This is a genomic window from Microlunatus sp. YIM B11417, assembly GCF_059617205.1.
Map to the genome: position 1 here is coordinate 598,084 of NZ_JCAMPJ010000004.1, position 15,706 is coordinate 613,789.

The following is a 15,706-nucleotide window of genomic DNA, read 5'->3' on the forward strand; positions in this document are numbered from 1 at the left end:
GGACCGATCCTGCCAGGCTCAGTCGGCCAGCCTGATGTTGAGCTCGACCTCCCAGCGGGTCTTGCGGCGCTCCGTCCGCGGATCGGTGCGGTACGCCTCGTACCGGCAGCCGAACCGGTCGCCTTCCGCGGCGTCCGCCCGGTCGAACGGAAGCCCTTGCTCACGGGCCCAGTCGATCAACGCCCGGTTCGCCCGCAGCGCATGGTTGCGGTACGTCAGCGAAGCATACCGGCCGGCCGGCAGGGCAGCTGGCCGGACCCGGTCGTCACCGGGCAGCGGTGCTGGCGTGATCACGCCCACGGCGAGGTCCATCGGGCCGTCCATGTCGATCACGTGCAGGCGCAGGAAGAACGGACCGACCTCGCCGACGTCGTGAGTGTCGAGCCAGTCGGTGAGCTCGGCGAGCAAGGCGTCGCGCCGGCTCAGCATGCCGCGAAACGGCGTCACCTCACGGATCCCGAGACTGTCCAGGCGCGGCCGTTCGACCACGCGAGGCGGTTCCAGTAACTCCATCGTGCCCTCCTTCGCCGGACGTCATGATGGCCCTCGCCCCTGGGGCGAGGTCAAGGGCTCCGGCAGCCGGAGCAGGACGATCCAGGCCGATCCGGCGATGATGATCAACGACAGCAGCGCGCCGGGCAGCCCGATCTGCTCGGCCAGCGCGCCGATCGCCGGCGAGGCCACTCCGCCGACGCTGACGGCGAGCCCGAGCGTCACCCCGCTCGCGGTGCCGAGGTGGCGCGGCAGATAGTCCTGGGCCAGCGTCAGGTGCAGCGAGAACGGCAGGTACAGCAGGATCGAGACGGCCGCGACGAAGATCAGGCTGCCGGCTCCGGGGGCGAGGACGAGGCCGGCGATCGCCGGGACCGTCAGCAGGTACGACCAGCGCAGGATCCGGGTCCGCGGCCAGCGCCGGGCCAGTCGGCCGCCGATCACCGTACCGAAGGCGCCGCCGAGGTAGAGCACGAACAGCGCGACGGTCCCGCCGGCCGGGCCGAGGCCGCGGTCCTGCTGGACGAACAGGCCGACGAACGCCCCGAGCCCGACGAAGACGACCGAGCGCGCCATGATCGCCACGGTCAGCCGACCGAACGACCGCCAGTCCTCGGCGCGGCCGGACCGAACCGCGGCCTGGGCCGGCCCGGCGGTTGCGGCGCCGGCGCGGTGGAGACCCAGGACCATGATCGATCCGAGCGCGGCCGGCATGATCAACAACGGGCTGGCGGCGAGACCGAGCACGCCGACCGTCCCGGCGACCAGGAACGGTGCCACCGCGAACCCGACGTTGCCGCCGAGCGCGAACCAGCTCATCCGGACATGATCACCGCCGCTCAGCTCGCGGGCCAGCCGCGCCGCCGCCGGATGGAACGCGGCGATACCGAGACCGGACAGCGCGACCAGCATGATCACCAGCCAGGGCTCGGCGACGAGGCCGACCGCGGCGATCCCGGCGCCGGAGACCAGGACGCTGACCGGGACGATCCAGCGGGTCGGCCGCCGGTCGCCGAGCAGGCCGAACAGCGGCTGCACGATCGACGAGGTCAGCGACGCGGCGAGCACCAGGCCGCCGGCCGCCGGAAGGCTGTAACCGCGTTCCAGGACGAAGATCGGGACCAGCGCGGCCACCATCCCCTGATAGCTGTCGACGCCGCCGTGGCCGACGGCGAGCAGAAGCGTGGCCGGCCGGCGAACGGGCCTGGGTCGGTGCATGAGGCGATCCTGGCCGACCGACCCACTGTCCGGCTTCCAGTAATCTGCCGGATGATGTCGAAAATCCGCCACGTCCCCACTGCGCCGACCGAGACCCGCCGGCTGGCCGCGGGCGCCGAGGTGGACGAGCACCGGCACGACGAGCCGCAGCTGGTGTACGCCAGCGCCGGCGTCCTGGAGGTGACCGCGGCCGACGGGACCTGGTTCACGCCACCCACCCGGGCGATCTGGGTGCCGCCCGGCGTCGTCCACCGGTGGCAGGTGCACGGCACGTCCACCGTGCACCTGGTCGGCCTGCCCGGCCGGTCACCGTTGCCGGGTCGCCGGCCCGGGCTGCTCCAGGTCACTCCGTTGCTCCGGGAGTTGATCATGGCCGCGACCGGCCGGCCGACCGGCACCGCGGCCGGCCGCCGGCTGCTCGCCGTGCTGCGTGATCAACTGGTGCTGACCCCCGATCCGCCGACCATGCTGCCGCGGTTGGCCGACGACCGGTTGCGTGCCGTGGCGGAGCTCGTCGAAGCGGATCTGTCCCGGCCGGAGTCGCTTGATCAACTCGGCCGCCGGATCGGCTGCAGTGCCCGTACCCTCTCCCGGCTGTTCCGCGCCGAGCTCGGCCTGACCTTCCCGCAGTGGCGCGGCCAGCTCCGGCTGCACCGGGCGGCGCTCCTGCTCGCGGAGGGCCGTACGGTCTCGCAGGCCGCGGTCGCGTGCGGCTGGTCCTCGCCGAGCGCCTTCATCACCGAGTTCCGGCGCGCCTTCGGCGAGACGCCGGGCGCTCTCAGCCGTCACCGGGCGGACCCGTAGGCTGCCCGGGTGATCAGCGCCGTGACCTGTTCGACCGGGGCCTTCTCGCGGGATCCGGATGTCGTCGATCCGGCCCTGATCGTGTCCTGCGCCGGTCAGGTCGAGGCGGACGGGTTCGAGTTGCTGTCCTACCCGGGGTTCGCCGACGACCGGGAGGCGTCGACCCGAACGTTCGTCCGTTCCGGGCTGTCCTGGGTGTCGGTGCACACCGGCAAGGCCATCGGGCCGCTGCTGTGCACCGGCGCGACCGAGGATCGCCGGCAGGCTCTGACGCTGCTCGACGCCGATCTCCGGCTGGCCGTGGCCCTCGATGCCGAGGTCGCCGTCCTCCACCTGTGGGGCATGCCGGACTCCGACCGTCGCTTCCCGGCGAACCTGGCGGCCGTCTCCGAGTGCCTCGACCGGGCCGAGCGCTACGACGTCACGCTGGCGATCGAGACCATTCCCTGCCTGGCGGCGACACCGCTGACCCGACTGGCCGAACTGCGGCAGCGGGATGCGCGATGCCGATGGACCCTGGACACCGAGTTCCTGGCCCTGCACGACGAACTTGATCTTGCCCTGGCCGACGCCGACCTGCTCCCCGAGACCAAGATCATCCACGTCAAGGACTACGACGGTGCGTTCTTCGACGCGCAGGGCCGGCGCCGCTACCTCCATCCCGGCGAGGGTTGGCTCGACCTGGCCGCCGTCGCCGCCGCGGCGAACGCGTCACCGGGCAGCCTCCGGCTGTGCCTGGAATCGAGTTCGGTCCGCGCCGACGGGTCGATCGATCTCGGTCAGGTGAACGCCGACCTGGCCGTGTTGCGCGGCCACGCACGGCTGTCCGCCGCCTGAGTTCCGCCGCGTCGTCAGTGTTCGCCGCGGTCCAGGTCCTTGATCAACAACTCGAAGCGCAGGTCGTCGCGGCGGGGGATGCCGAACCGCTCGTCGCCGTACGGGAAGGGCGACAGGTCTCCGGTCCGTCGGTAGCCGCGGCGTTCGTACCAGGCGATCAGGTCGTCCCGGGCCGTGATCACGGTCATCTCCATCCGGCGGGCCGACCAGTCCCGGGCCGCGATCAGCTCGGCCTGCGCCAGCACCGCCTTGCCCAGGCCGCCGCCCTGCCGGCCGGGAGACACGGCGAACATGCCGAAGTAGGCGGCCTCGCCGCGGTGCTCCAGTTGGCAGCAGGCCGCGATGCTGCCGTCCTGCTCGGCGATGATCATCCGGCTGTCCGGGGATTCGATCACGGCCCGGACGCCCTCGGGGTCGGTTCGCTGGCCGTCCAGCAGGTCGGCCTCGGTGGTCCAGCCGGCCCGGCTCGCGTCGCCGCGGTAGGCGGACTCGACAAGCGCGACCAGGGTCTCGACATCGGCCCCGGTCGCGTCGCGGAAGGTGAGCTCGGCGGCCGGAGGGTTTGCACGGTCCATGATCGAAGTCTGGCAGACCCGGTCAGCGGACCAGGTCGCCGCTGATCCGCAGCGAATTGGCCAGGATGGTCAGCACGGGGTTCACACCGCCGTTGGTGACGTGGGTCGACCCGTCGACGATCCGTACATTCGCGTGACCCCAGACCCGGCCGACCGGGTCGGTCACCGAGCGCGCCGGGTCGTCGCCCATCCGGCAGCTGCCGGCCTGGTGCTGGCCGCCGTTCGGTCCGCCCGGGCGACCGCCCGCCGGCGGCGTGACGACGCGGGCCGCGCCGGCCGCGGTGAGCCATTCGGCGGCCCGCTGGCTGAGGAAGTCGCGGCCCCGGACGTCCTCGGGGTGCAGGGTGCCGCTGAGTCGGGCGACCCGGATGCCGTACCGGTCGATGACCTTCGGATCCAGCCGGACCCGGGAGTCGGCGGTGCTGACCTCCTGGTACGGGCCGACGACGCGCAGCATCCGGCGCAGCCAGTGCCGCATCCCCTCGTGGGCGTCCCGGCCGTGCCGCGGGATGATGCCGGCGTCGGTGAGATAGGCGTACGTGCTGGCCGGCGTCGGGACGAATTCCTCGGCGATCATGCCGCCGCCGACCAGGCCGTCGTTGCCGTGCCGGAAGTCGCAGGTGGCGATCGCCGGGCCGGGCCCGACCAGATCGGTGACCTCGTCGTCGAACAGCCCGGTCGCGCCGCCGTACGGGTGGCCCTGCAGGTGGCGGCCGACCTGATCATGGGCGTTGCCGAGGCCGTCCGGTTCCCGATCATGGGCCGAGTTGAGCAGCAGTCGGGCGGTCTCGATGGTGCCGGCGCCGAGCAGGAACTCCGTGGCCGCGACCTCGCGCCGCCAGACCGCTCTGCCATGATCACCGACGATCGCGACCTTGATCACCCGGCCGCTCGCATCGGTGATCAACTTCTCGACCGTGCTGCCGAGCAGGACGCTGGCGTTGCCGGTGGCAACGGCGGCCGGGATCGCCGTGTTGTGGGTACCCGACTTCGCCTCGACCGGGCAGGCGAATCCGACGCACTGCGAGCAGCGGCGGCAGCCGAGCCGGCCCCGGTAGGGCTCCGAGTTGATCAACAACGGCACCGGGACGGTCGACCAGCCGAGCCTGGCCGCACCGGCGGCGAGCCGCTCGGCCGGCCGGTTGCCGGCGAGCGGCGGCATCGGGTAGTCCCGGCTGCGCGGCCCGGCCCAGGGGTCGCCACCGGCCGCGCCGCTGACGCCGAACCGCCGCTCCGCCTCGTCGTAGAAGGGTTCCAGGTCGTCGTAGCCGATCGGCCAGTCGGCCAGCGCGCTGCCGTCCGGGACGCCGTACCGGCTGGCCATCCGGAAGTCGTCCGGCGCGAACCGCCAGGCCTGCGCGCCGAACACCCGGGTGCCGCCGCCGAGCGTGTGTGCGTTGCCGCCCCAGCCAGGGTCACCGGGTCCGACCACGGCCTCCTCGCCGTCCGGGGTCTCGATGGTCCGCGGCCAGCCGCCGCCGCGCGGGTCGGTCAACCGGTCCAGGCCGAAGTTGACCCGCGGGTTGCGTAGATGATCACGGCTCAGCTCGGCGGCCGTCGGTGCCGTACCGGCCTCGATGATCAAGATCCGGCGGCCGGACTCGGCCAGCACCTGCGCCGCCGCGCCGCCGCCGGCACCTGCCCCGACGACGATCGCGTCGTAGCGGTCCAGCAGTTGGTCCGGGGTGATCCAACCCTGCTGCCCGTACGAGACCGCCGGCAGTGGATCGGGCCAGCCGTCGGCCGCCGCCGGCGACCAGCGCACCTCGGCCCAGGCCCGCGGTGTCGCGTAGTAGTCGGCGTTGAGCAGCCGGGCCAGCCGGGGCGGCAGCTCGATCCGGTCCAGCACGGCCTGCCGCCGATCATGATCGAGCGCGGCGAAGTCGGGCGCCTCGGCGGTCACCCGGTCCAGCAGGGACTCGACCGCGGGACCCAGATCGGCCAACTCCGCGCCGGCCTCCGCCAGGAACCCGGTCGCATCCCAACCACCGGTTCCCGAGCCTGTCGATTCGTGCCCCGAGCCTGTCGCATCGTTCTCTGAGCCTGTCGAAGGGCCGACCCCGACGATCGTCTCGGCAACGGCGGTGAGCAGCGTGGCGCGTTCGGTGATCACAGGAGCCCCCTTGGTGCGGCGGTGCGAATCACCAGTTTTTCATGTCAGGTCGCGGCGCCGGTGGCGGGCAGGGTCACCGTGAACTCGGTCCGGCCGGGCTTGCTCGCCACCGAGACGGTGCCGTGGTGGGCCTCGACGACGGCGGCGACGATGGCCAGGCCGAGGCCGGTGCTGGCTCCCTTGGCGGCGCCGGCGGCGCGGGCCCGGCTGGCCTCGGCGCGGGTGAAGCGTTCGAAGACGTGGTCGACGATGTCGGGCGGGACGCCCGGGCCGTTGTCCCGGACCATGATCGTGATCTTGCCGTCGCCCTCGGTGAGCCGGGTCAGCACGGTGCTGCCGGCCGGCGTGTGGGTGCGGGCGTTGGCGAGCAGGTTGACCAGCACCTGGTGCACCCGGTGATGATCGAGGTCGGCCTGGACGGGCACCGGTGGCAGGTCGAGCTCCCACTGGTGATCGGGGCCGGCGACCCTGGCGTCGCTGACCGCGTTGATCACCAGCTCGGACAGGTCGGTCGGCTTGAGGTCGAGTTCGGGCCGGTCGTCGAGCCGGGCCAGCAGCAGCAGATCCTCCACCAGGACAGACATCCGGCCGGCCTCGGCGTCGATCCGGTCCAGCGCGTACGACGTGTCCGGTTCGAGTTGATCACGGTCGCGCCGGGTCAGTTCCGCGTAGCCGCGGATCGCGGCCAGCGGGTTGCGCAGTTCGTGGGAGGCGTCGGCGACGAACCGGCGCACCCGGGTCTCGCTGGCCTGACGGGCCGACAGGGCTCCGTCGACGTTGGCCAGCAGGTGGTTCAGCGCCTGGCCGACCCGGCCCACCTCCGAGGTCGGGTCGGCGTCCGCGGGCGCGACCCGGACGTCCACCGCGACATCGCCGCGATCCAACTGCAGGGCCGACACCTGCTGCGCGACTCCGGCGACCCGGTTCAGCGGGCGCAGGTTGCGGGTGATCAGCGGCCGGGCGATGACGACGGTGGCCAGGATCGCGACCAGCGACAGGATGACCTCCAGCCCGACCAGTTGGGACAGCAACGAGTCGACCCGGCTCAGCGGCAGCCCGACGGCGACCCGGTAGCCGTTGATCACGTTCACCATGACCCGATAGCGGCCGAGTCGATCAAGATCGACGTTGACCGGGAGTGAGCCCTCGATGTCCAGGGCCTGAGCACCAGCCTTCTTGCTCACGAGAGCTGGGATGCCGCGTTCGCCGAGCACGTTGGCGCGAGCCTTGACGCCGTAGTCGATGATCACCAGCGTGCCGATCGGCTGGCCCGGCAGATCGACCTGCAGCGTCTCGCTGTCGGGCTTGCCCGGCATCGGCGGGGCGTCGCGGAAGACGCGCGAGTAGACGCCTCGCAACTGGCTGTCGAGATCGCCGACCAGGAGCTGCCAGGTCGCCAGCGTGGTCAGCCCGGACAGCACGACCGCGATCGCCGCCACCAGGCCGACGACGCGCAGCAACAGCCTTCGCCCGAGGGTGCCCCGGGCGAAGGCGCCCGGCCGCCGTCCGTCCGGAGCAGGCCAGCGCCCGACCGGCTCGACCTCACCGTCCATGATCAGCACCGACCCGAGGGGTCATGATCAACTTGCGGGTCGCAGCACGTACCCGGCGCCGCGCATGGTGTGGATCATCGGTTCCCGGTTCGCATCGATCTTCTTCCGCAGGTAGGAGATGTAGAGCTCGACCACGTTCGCCTGGCCGCCGAAGTCATAGTTCCAGACCCGGTCCAGGATCTGCGCCTTGCTGAGCACGCGGCGCGGATTGCGCATCAGGTACCGCAGCAGTTCGAACTCGGTCGCCGTCAGGTGGATCTGCTCGCCAGCCCGGGTCACCTCGTGGCTGTCCTCGTCCAGGGTCAGGTCGCCGACCACGAGCAGCGAGTCGTTCCGGGACTGGGCGGCACCGGACCGGCGGAGCAGCCCGCGCAGCCGGGCGATCACCTCTTCCAGGCTGAACGGCTTGGTCACGTAGTCGTCGCCGCCGGCGGTGAGCCCGCTGATCCGGTCGGTCACGGCGTCCTTCGCCGTCAGGAAGATCACCGGCACGTCCGGCAATTCGGTACGGATCCGGCGCATCACCTCCAGCCCGTCGAAGTCGGGCAGCATGATGTCCAGCACGATCGCGTCCGGCCGCGTCTCCCGGGCGACCCGGACCGCCTCCGACCCGGACGCGGCCGTGGCGACCTGCCAGCCCTCGTACCGCATGGCCATCGAGAGCAGTTCGGTCAGGCTGGGCTCGTCGTCGACGGCCAGGATCCGGATCGGCGAACCGTCGGCGTGGACCAGTGCCTCACGCCCGGTGTCGGTAGCTGCCATGCGCTCAAGCGTGGCACGGCAGCCCCGGTGTCAGCTATGGCCGACCTGTGCGAAACCTGTGGGTCACCCCGCGCCCAGCTGATCGTGCACGACCGCGTACACGGCGACCCCGGTCAGGTCGAGCACGAAGCCGTCCTCGGACCGTGGCACCGGACGCCCGGACCGGCCGAGTTCGGGGCTGAACAGGTGCGGCGCCGTCCAGCCGGGGTCCAGGCCGCGGAGCGTCACGGTGACCGACGTGGTCGGGTTGACCGACGAGATCGTCTCCAGCACCGGCCGCTCGCCCATCTCGAGCAGGGTGGGATGCGCCTCGCCGTGCATCCGCAGGTTCAGCACATGCAGGGCGAAACCCTCGGCATGCCGCCGGAGCCGGACCGCCCAGCCCGCATCGGCCGGGGACACCGTCACCGTCGGCTCCAGTTCACCCCGGTCGAGCAGGTCCCGGACCGGATCGTGCCGCGGTCGGTCCTCCTCGATGTGCAGCGGCGGCTGGTTCTTGCAGTCCGTCGGCGCCGGGCCGCCGGCCGCGACGGGCTCGGTCAGCACCCGCAGGCCCGGCGAACCGAGCGTGACCAGGTCGTCCAGCAGCGGACGCTCGCGCGGCTTGCCGTCGGCGTGGTGGGTGCCGTACGGGGCCCGGAGCCAGACCCGCCCGCCGCGGTCGAGGTGCGCCCGGACCGCGGAGTCGAGGGCGTCGGACACGCACGAGGCACCGTCCAGGATGAGCGGTGTTCCGTCGTCCGAGCCCGCCTCGAGTTCGGCCGGCCGGATCAGCCGATAGCCGACCTGGTGCTCGACCAGCGCATAGGTCCAGTCCTTGACCCGGTCCCACTCCTCCCGGCCGTCCGCGTCACGCCAACCGGCCGCCCGGGCGTAGGTGTCGTTGAGCAGCCGTACATCGACGAGATCGCTCGGGGCCAGCGCGTCGAGCGGGCTGACCGCCCGCTCCCAGCGGTTGACCGGCCCGGTGATCTGCGCTTCGTCCAGCGGCTCCGGCGGGTCGACCTCGAGCCGGCCCGGGTTGGTGCTGGCCCAGGAGGACGTACCCCAGAAGCGGGACAGGGCCCAGCCGAGCAGGCCTCCGTCGTGCCCGAGTGTGTACGTGAGCGCGAGGACCGGAACGCCGCCGCGCTGCCGGGCCAGATCCTTCTGCTGCATCGCCTCGGCCTCCAGCCGGAGCCAGTTCACGCCGTCCGGGGCCAGCCCGACGTTCTCCAGCATCAGCAGGTCGACGTGCGGCAGCAGCCGTTCCAGGTTGAGCGCGCGGCCGCCGAGGTTCATCGGGCCGGTGCTGGCGCAACAGGTCATCAGCGGCCGGTCGCCGATCGTGCGCTTCACCAGGGCCAGGTGATCGGCCATGGTCTGTTCGCGCAGCGCGATCCAGGCCTGGAAGTCCGGGTTGGCGTAGTTGCCCCACAAGTAGGGGTGGCCGCTGGTGTCGCCCCAGAACTCCGGGTCGGTCAGCGGTGGCAACTCGAGTCCGTACTCGGTGCGGAACCGGTCCAGGCAGAAGCGGCAGCCGCACGAGGCCAGGCCGCCGTAGTCGGCCATGTCGTCGACCTCGATCCCGTCCAGGTCCACCTCGTCGAACAGCCGGACCAGGTACTGCCGGTGCATGTCGAGGTAGTCCGGGTGGTTGGAGCAGAACTGCTCCGAGTCGTACGGGGTCGCGTAGGCGGCGCCGCCGTCGCGCAGGTCTACCGTGCGCAGGTCGTCGTACCGGTGCCCGGCGTACTGCTGGTGCGGTGCGGCGATCGGATCCGGGTAGAACAGCACCTGATGCCGGTTGCTCCGGTGGGCGTGGGCCCGGCCCGCGGCGCCACGGGGCCGGGTGATCACGTTGGAGCTGTAGTGGTCGAAGAACCTGATCCCGACCCGGTGCAGTTCGTCGGCGACCTCTCCGAGATAACCGTGCAGGCTGCCGAACACCATCGCGAAGTCGAACCGCATGTGGCAGCCGAAGTTGATCGCGAGGTCGACACCGGCCTCGGCCAGCGCCTCGGCCCGTCGCCGGATGTCGTCCCGGATCGAGCGGTTCGGCCATTGCAGGTCGTTGATCGTGGTCCACCAGGACACGGCGCGGCGCGGATACCAGCGCTGCCAGTCGATCTTGGTCACTCCGGAATCATCAGCCATGCTCGTAGATACCACCCCAGCCGGGTCGTTGATCATGGGGACGGAACGTGTGCACGACCATCGGCTGGCCGCTCAGCCAGGTGAGCTCGAGCACCAGGTTCACCCGGGGGCATCCCCTCAGCGTGGTGGCCTTGTCGAGCACGGCGGTGGTGAGGATCGGGTAGTGGTGGTAGGCGGCCTTCACCCGCAGTTCGTGCTCGAACACCGTCAGCGGCGTGCTGACCCCGCAGGCCGAGCCGTCCAGGTGCAGCGGCTGGGCGAGGATCCTGGCCCGGACCGTGGTCTGGTCGAAGGCCGGATCGGTGCCGCAGCCCGGGAACGTGTCGCCGACGCTGCAGGTGGTGACGTTCTGATCGATCGCGACCGTGACCTTGGGACTCGACGGCCGGGCGAACGTGTAGCTGCCGCTGAGGTGCCGCAGGGTCGGCCGGGCTGCACTGATCGTCGGCTGGGGATTGCTGCCGGAGTTCGGGACCGTCCAGCCGTACCCGGCCGTCACACCGACGGTGCTGGTCGGTTTCACCGGTGTGCCGTGCAGCACGGCACCGGCGTTGAAGATCACCTCGATGGTTCCGCTCCGCGGCTGATAGGCGGCGACCCTGATCTTGCAGGCGTACGTCCCGGTCGACGGCGCCACGAACATCGCCCGGATCTGCGGCCGGAACGTGTACGTGTTGTGCGGCGGATCGAGGTTGCGCGCGGCGTACCAGCCGGTGCCCTCGGCGGCGATCCCCGGGCCGTAGCACTGGACGATGAAGGTGACGCCGGGATCGGGGAATTCGCTGCCGTACTCGGTGCGGGCCTCCAGCCCCGTCGTGTAGAGCCAGATCCCTTCACCGGTGGTCATCGGGAGGTTGAGGACGGCTCCGGGAAGGTCCATGGGGTTCGAATCGGTGCTGGCCTGGTGCTTGAAGACGCCCGAGGGGGACGACGCCACCGGGGCGTCACCGACGGCCTGGGCGTGCGGCGGGCTGGCGATCAGGAGCAGCAGGACCGCCGCGGCGAGGGCGATCATGGTCGGCAGGGTCCGGCGGAAGCGTCGCGGCGGCTGAGTCATCGGGGCTCCTCGGCAGCTGGGGGTTGCCGAAAGTCTCGTTCGGAGCGCGGCAGGACGTCTACCTGAAACCGAGCCTCCATCGGTACGATCCGCGCAGCCTTGTCCGGTCGCCGCCGACACCGCTAGCGTCGAGGCCCATGAGGGCGCAGGTCGAGCACATCGAGCCGTCGCCGCGGGAGTCCTGGGCCTACCAGTTCCGGTCCGAGCCGGCCTTCCCGTTCCACTGGCACTTTCACCAACAGCTCGAACTGACCTTGATCATCTCCGGCCGTGGCGTCCGGTTCGTCGGCGACAGTTGCGAGGACTACGGGCCGGGCGACCTGGTCCTGCTCGGCTCGGAACTGCCGCACAGCTATCTGGCCGAGCCGCATCCCGAGGGCGTACCGAACACCGCGATCGTGGCCCAGTTCGACCGGGAGTTCCTCGGCACCGGCTTCCTGGCGGCGCCGGAGTTCGGCCCGCTGGCCCGCCTGTTCGATCGTGCGAGCCGTGGCCTGGCGTTCGGTTCCGAAGCAGCCGGAGCTGTGGCCGGCCGACTGACCGAACTCGGTGGGCTGGCCGGCGCCGTCCGGACCGTTGAACTCCTGCGGGTGCTCACTGAACTCGCCGCCCTGCCTGCCCGTGCGCTGGTGAGCGAGGGCTTCCGAGCCCTGGTCGATGAGAACAGCCAGGCCATGATCGAGCGGATCTGTACGTTCTTGATCACGAACCACCGGGCCAGGCTCTCGCTGGCTGACGTGGCGGCGGTGGCGCACCTGACCCCGAGCGCGCTCAGCCGGAGCTTCCGCAGGGCGACCGGCCGCAGCGTGCTGAACTATCTGATCGAGGTCCGGATCGCCGTGGCCTGCCGGCTCTTGATCGACACCGACCGGACCGTTGCGGAGATCGCCGCCGACAGCGGGTACGCCAGCCTGGCCAACTTCAACCGGCAGTTCCGCCGGCTGAAGGGCATGGCGCCCAGGGAGTTCCGGGCGGCCTACGGGCCGGGCGGTGACACGACGGTGTCGCCGTAGTCCTGCTCCGGCGTCTGCTCCTCCACCTTCTCGCGCCGGAACAGACGGTCGATCGAGGCCCGGCCGGCACCGAAGACGAGGAAGATCAACGCCAGCAGGCCGAGGGCCAGGTTGTTCATCATCCGTTCCGAGACCGAGAACTCGGGCACGTTGGCGGCCAGGAACTGGTAGCCGTACCAATTGGTGTAGCAGATGATCAACACCTGCTGGGCCACGACGGCCGCCGCGACCAGCGGGGTCAGCGCCCCGACGATCAGGAACAGCCCGCCGACCAGTTCCAGGATGATCGTGCCCCAGACGACCACCTGCGGATAGGGCGTGCTGAACTGGGACAGGTAGTCGATCTGGCTCTGCGGCCCGACCACCTGCCAGCGCCGCCAGCCGTGCACGATCAGGATCGCGCCCAGGCCGATCCGGGTGATCAACAAGACGATGTCGCGCAACACCTGCAGGGTCTTGGCCATGATGAGCTCCGTTCGGGTGAACTCCCTCCCGCAGACCTTAATGACTCCGCGCGCGATCCAGGTGACAACCGGGCCACAGATCACGGATTGGCCCTGGTCCGGGCCGTGCCGCGCGGCTTGACTCGGGCCCATGATCACCGTTGCCGCCGTCCTCGGCGTGACCGCTGTCGCCCTCGGCCTGGTCCTCACGCCGGGCCCGAACATGATCTACCTGGTCTCCCGCAGCGTGACCCAGGGCCGCCGCGCCGGGCTGTTCTCGCTGGCCGGGGTGGCGGCCGGGTTCGCCGTCTATCTGACCGCGGCGACCCTCGGCCTGGCGGCGGTGTTCGCTGTCGTACCGCAGCTGTATCTGGTGCTGAAGATCGGCGGCGCGGCCTATCTGGGCTACCTGGCCTGGACCGCGTTCCGGCCGGGTGGCCGGTCGGTGTTCCAGCCGCGCGAACTGCCCGCGGACCCACCGCGCCGGCTGTTCCTGATGGGCCTGGTGACCAACCTGCTCAACCCCAAGATCGCGATCCTCTACCTCGCGGTGATCCCGCAGTTCGTCGACCCGGCCGGCGGCCCGCTCTGGCTGCAGAGCCTGGTGCTGGGCGGGATCCAGGTCGCGATCGCGGTCACGGTGAACGCGCTGATCGTGCTGGCCGCCGGCTCGATCTCCGGCTTCCTGGGCCGGCGGCCGACCTGGCTGCGGGTGCAGCGCTATCTGATGGGTACGGTGCTCGGCCTGCTGGCCGTGAAGCTGCTCACCGACAAGGTCCGCCCGGTCACTCCGTGATCTTGTGGGCGGCCAGGCACTGAGCCCGGAGCCGGTCCAGGCCGGGCCCGCTCAGGTCGTCGGCGTACGCGGGACGGCCGCCCATCACCAGTGCGAGGGCGAGCGTCGGCCCGGAGACGAGCGGTCCGGTGCCGGTGCGGAACGGCCCGTCGGTCGCGACCAGCCGGAGCCCGGCGACCGTCTGCCGGCTCGGCACCGTGACGTCGGTCCTGGCCAGGAACCCGGCCAGGTGGGTCGTCGTCTCGAGCGCCGGCTCGGTCGGGATGCCGAGCGGCCGCCGGATGTCCTGGGCATGGATGATCGTCTCGCCGAGCCAGGCCGCGGCGGGCGGGCCGAACCGGGAGTTCCGGCGGTCGGCCGCGGCCCGGAACCTCGCGAGTGTTTGGGCCGGTGTCGCGCCGAGGTGTTCGGCCAGCCGGGCGTCGTTGTGCCGGCCGAAGTCGAATCCGGCCGCGACCACGCTGCGGATCCAGCGGAACGGCGTGGTGACGGCGCCCGCGGTCAGGTGGGCGACCACCTCGGCCACGGTCCACCGGCCGCACAGGGTCGGTTGCCGCCACTGTTCGTCGGTGAGGGCGGCCAGGTCGTCGGCGAGCGCCAGTCGCTCGGTCGTCACGGCACGCCAGAGGACCTCGGGGGTCATTGATGGCTTGGTCATGTCCCACCGGACCGGGCGAACGGGCCCAGAGTCGTCGCCGTGCCGCTGTGATCCCGGTCGCAGGTCAGCCTGCGGCGCCGAGGAACAGCGAGACGATGAGGGCGACCACGACGGTGTTGTACGCGAACGTGACGACGCTGTGCACGGTGACCGTGCGGCGCATCGAGCGGCGTTCGATCGCCACGTCGGAGGTCGCGAAGGTGGTGCCGACCTGGACGGCCAGATAGACGTAGTCGGAGAAGACCGGCGGCCCGTCCCGCTCCTCGCCCGGAAAGGCCAACTGCCGGTCGTTGCTGTTCTCGCGGGCGTAGTGCTGCGCGTACGTGATCGCGATGACGAGCCAGGAGCAGACGACCACGCCGAACGTCAGAACGATCACCGGCAGGCTGCCGCGCAGCTGCTCCGACATGGCGAACACGACGACCGCGACCAGCGACGCGACGCTGAGGCTCACCGACCCGGCCGGGCCGCTGGACAGGGACAGCAGCTCCAGCAGCCGTCGTCGCCTCCGTCCCTGCCTGCTCTCCCGGAGCCAGAGCGCGAGGGTTGCGGCGTCCGCGCGGCCGAGCGTCACCAGAGTCGTCACGAGGTAGACCACGCAATAGCCGATCCAGAACGTCAGGTAGAGCACCGCCATCGCGGACGGTCCGGTGGCCTGCTCCACCGTGAGCGATCCCTGCCGAACCCCGGCCACCGCCACGATCAGGTACCCGGCGATCACCGCGGCCCCTGCCCCCACCAGGGCCAACCCGATCCGGGCCCACTCCGACCGGAGGAGCGGCATCCGGCCCCCGACCGGTTCCGAGCTGTCGGCCGGTTCTCGGCCGGCGACCGGTTCCGGTTCGGCGGCTGGTGCTGGCCCGGCGGCCGGTTCTGGTTCGGCGACCGGTGCGGGCTCGACGCCCGGTTGTGGGCCGACAACCGGCTCCGAACCGTCGGCCGGGTCCGGCCCGTCCATCGAGCCGGCCGGCGAGACCGCGTTCGACTGGTCGGTGGCCTCCGGTTGATCCGCCCCTCGGTTCCGCACCCGCCGCATCCTAGGTGCGCCCGTCCGCGGGCCGGCTGAACTCCCCGACCCGCCGCGCGCGCTGCTCGGGCGGGGTCCACTCGCCGAGTGTGACGTTTCGGACCCGGAAGAACGACCCAAAGTCAATTGGTCTAAGCACCTTTGCTGAGGAGTTCGTTCATGGCTTGGGCTGGGGTTTTCAGCTCGAGGGTAGGGCGGGGTCGTTGGTTCAGGGTGTCGGCG

At 71.3% G+C, this 15,706-nt stretch carries 15 protein-coding genes; 4 read left to right on the top strand and 11 right to left on the bottom strand.

The window, feature by feature from the left end:
- Positions 1 to 18 precede the first annotated feature (18 nt).
- Both AC6CCG_RS22395 and AC6CCG_RS22400 read right to left on the bottom strand, forming a co-directional pair.
- Positions 19 to 513 carry a GyrI-like domain-containing protein gene (locus AC6CCG_RS22395; protein WP_496656891.1) on the bottom strand — a complete coding sequence of 165 codons (495 nt, stop codon included), beginning with the start codon at positions 511 to 513 and terminating at the stop codon, positions 19 to 21.
- Positions 514 to 534: 21 nt separating this feature from the next.
- Entirely contained in the window at positions 535 to 1,710 is a 1,176-nt protein-coding gene (locus tag AC6CCG_RS22400; RefSeq protein WP_496656892.1) for an MFS transporter, read from the bottom strand.
- A 51-nt stretch (positions 1,711 to 1,761) separates the two neighbouring features.
- Here AC6CCG_RS22400 and AC6CCG_RS22405 point away from each other — a divergent pair, with 51 nt between their 5' ends.
- The gene (locus AC6CCG_RS22405) at positions 1,762 to 2,514 is read left to right on the top strand and encodes an AraC family transcriptional regulator (RefSeq protein WP_496656893.1); all 753 of its coding nucleotides are present in this window, start codon (positions 1,762 to 1,764) and stop codon (positions 2,512 to 2,514) included.
- 9 nt (positions 2,515 to 2,523) lie between these two features.
- Positions 2,524 to 3,351, top strand: a complete 828-nt coding sequence (locus AC6CCG_RS22410) for a sugar phosphate isomerase/epimerase family protein (RefSeq protein ID WP_496656894.1) — start codon at positions 2,524 to 2,526, stop codon at positions 3,349 to 3,351.
- A gap of 14 nt (positions 3,352 to 3,365) precedes the next feature.
- Here the strand turns inward: AC6CCG_RS22410 and AC6CCG_RS22415 are convergent, their stop codons facing one another.
- From AC6CCG_RS22415 to AC6CCG_RS22440, 6 genes are all read right to left on the bottom strand, one after another.
- A complete protein-coding gene (locus AC6CCG_RS22415) occupies positions 3,366 to 3,926 on the bottom strand; it encodes a GNAT family N-acetyltransferase (RefSeq protein WP_496656895.1) in 561 nt (186 codons plus the stop codon).
- Positions 3,927 to 3,948: 22 nt separating this feature from the next.
- Entirely contained in the window at positions 3,949 to 6,039 is a 2,091-nt protein-coding gene (locus tag AC6CCG_RS22420; RefSeq protein WP_496656896.1) for a GMC oxidoreductase, read from the bottom strand.
- A gap of 44 nt (positions 6,040 to 6,083) precedes the next feature.
- Positions 6,084 to 7,592, bottom strand: a complete 1,509-nt coding sequence (locus AC6CCG_RS22425; RefSeq protein WP_496656897.1) for a sensor histidine kinase — start codon at positions 7,590 to 7,592, stop codon at positions 6,084 to 6,086.
- A 27-nt stretch (positions 7,593 to 7,619) separates the two neighbouring features.
- Positions 7,620 to 8,354 carry a response regulator transcription factor gene (locus tag AC6CCG_RS22430; protein WP_496656898.1) on the bottom strand — a complete coding sequence of 245 codons (735 nt, stop codon included), beginning with the start codon at positions 8,352 to 8,354 and terminating at the stop codon, positions 7,620 to 7,622.
- Between the two features lie 63 nt (positions 8,355 to 8,417).
- Entirely contained in the window at positions 8,418 to 10,490 is a 2,073-nt protein-coding gene (locus AC6CCG_RS22435; RefSeq protein ID WP_496656899.1) for a hypothetical protein, read from the bottom strand.
- Positions 10,483 to 11,547 (bottom strand): hypothetical protein, encoded by a 1,065-nt coding sequence (locus AC6CCG_RS22440; protein WP_496656900.1) that lies wholly within the window; start codon positions 11,545 to 11,547, stop codon positions 10,483 to 10,485. Before AC6CCG_RS22440 ends, AC6CCG_RS22435 begins: the two co-directional genes overlap by 8 nt.
- 137 nt (positions 11,548 to 11,684) lie before the next feature.
- Here AC6CCG_RS22440 and AC6CCG_RS22445 point away from each other — a divergent pair, with 137 nt between their 5' ends.
- Positions 11,685 to 12,560: an AraC family transcriptional regulator gene (locus tag AC6CCG_RS22445; protein ID WP_496656901.1), complete on the top strand. Its 876-nt coding sequence runs from the start codon at positions 11,685 to 11,687 to the stop codon at positions 12,558 to 12,560.
- Here the strand turns inward: AC6CCG_RS22445 and AC6CCG_RS22450 are convergent.
- Positions 12,524 to 13,024: a DoxX family protein gene (locus tag AC6CCG_RS22450; protein ID WP_496656902.1), complete on the bottom strand. Its 501-nt coding sequence runs from the start codon at positions 13,022 to 13,024 to the stop codon at positions 12,524 to 12,526. The genes AC6CCG_RS22445 and AC6CCG_RS22450 overlap by 37 nt on opposite strands.
- Before the next feature lie 130 nt (positions 13,025 to 13,154).
- Here AC6CCG_RS22450 and AC6CCG_RS22455 point away from each other — a divergent pair, with 130 nt between their 5' ends.
- A complete protein-coding gene (locus tag AC6CCG_RS22455; RefSeq protein WP_496656903.1) occupies positions 13,155 to 13,799 on the top strand; it encodes a LysE family translocator in 645 nt (214 codons plus the stop codon).
- Here AC6CCG_RS22455 and AC6CCG_RS22460 read toward each other — a convergent pair.
- On the bottom strand, positions 13,789 to 14,457 hold the full coding sequence (locus AC6CCG_RS22460; RefSeq protein ID WP_496656904.1) for a maleylpyruvate isomerase family mycothiol-dependent enzyme: 669 nt from the start codon (positions 14,455 to 14,457) through the stop codon (positions 13,789 to 13,791). The genes AC6CCG_RS22455 and AC6CCG_RS22460 overlap by 11 nt on opposite strands.
- A 64-nt stretch (positions 14,458 to 14,521) precedes the next feature.
- Positions 14,522 to 15,484 (bottom strand): DUF1345 domain-containing protein, encoded by a 963-nt coding sequence (locus AC6CCG_RS22465; protein ID WP_496656905.1) that lies wholly within the window; start codon positions 15,482 to 15,484, stop codon positions 14,522 to 14,524.
- Positions 15,485 to 15,706 lie beyond the last annotated feature (222 nt).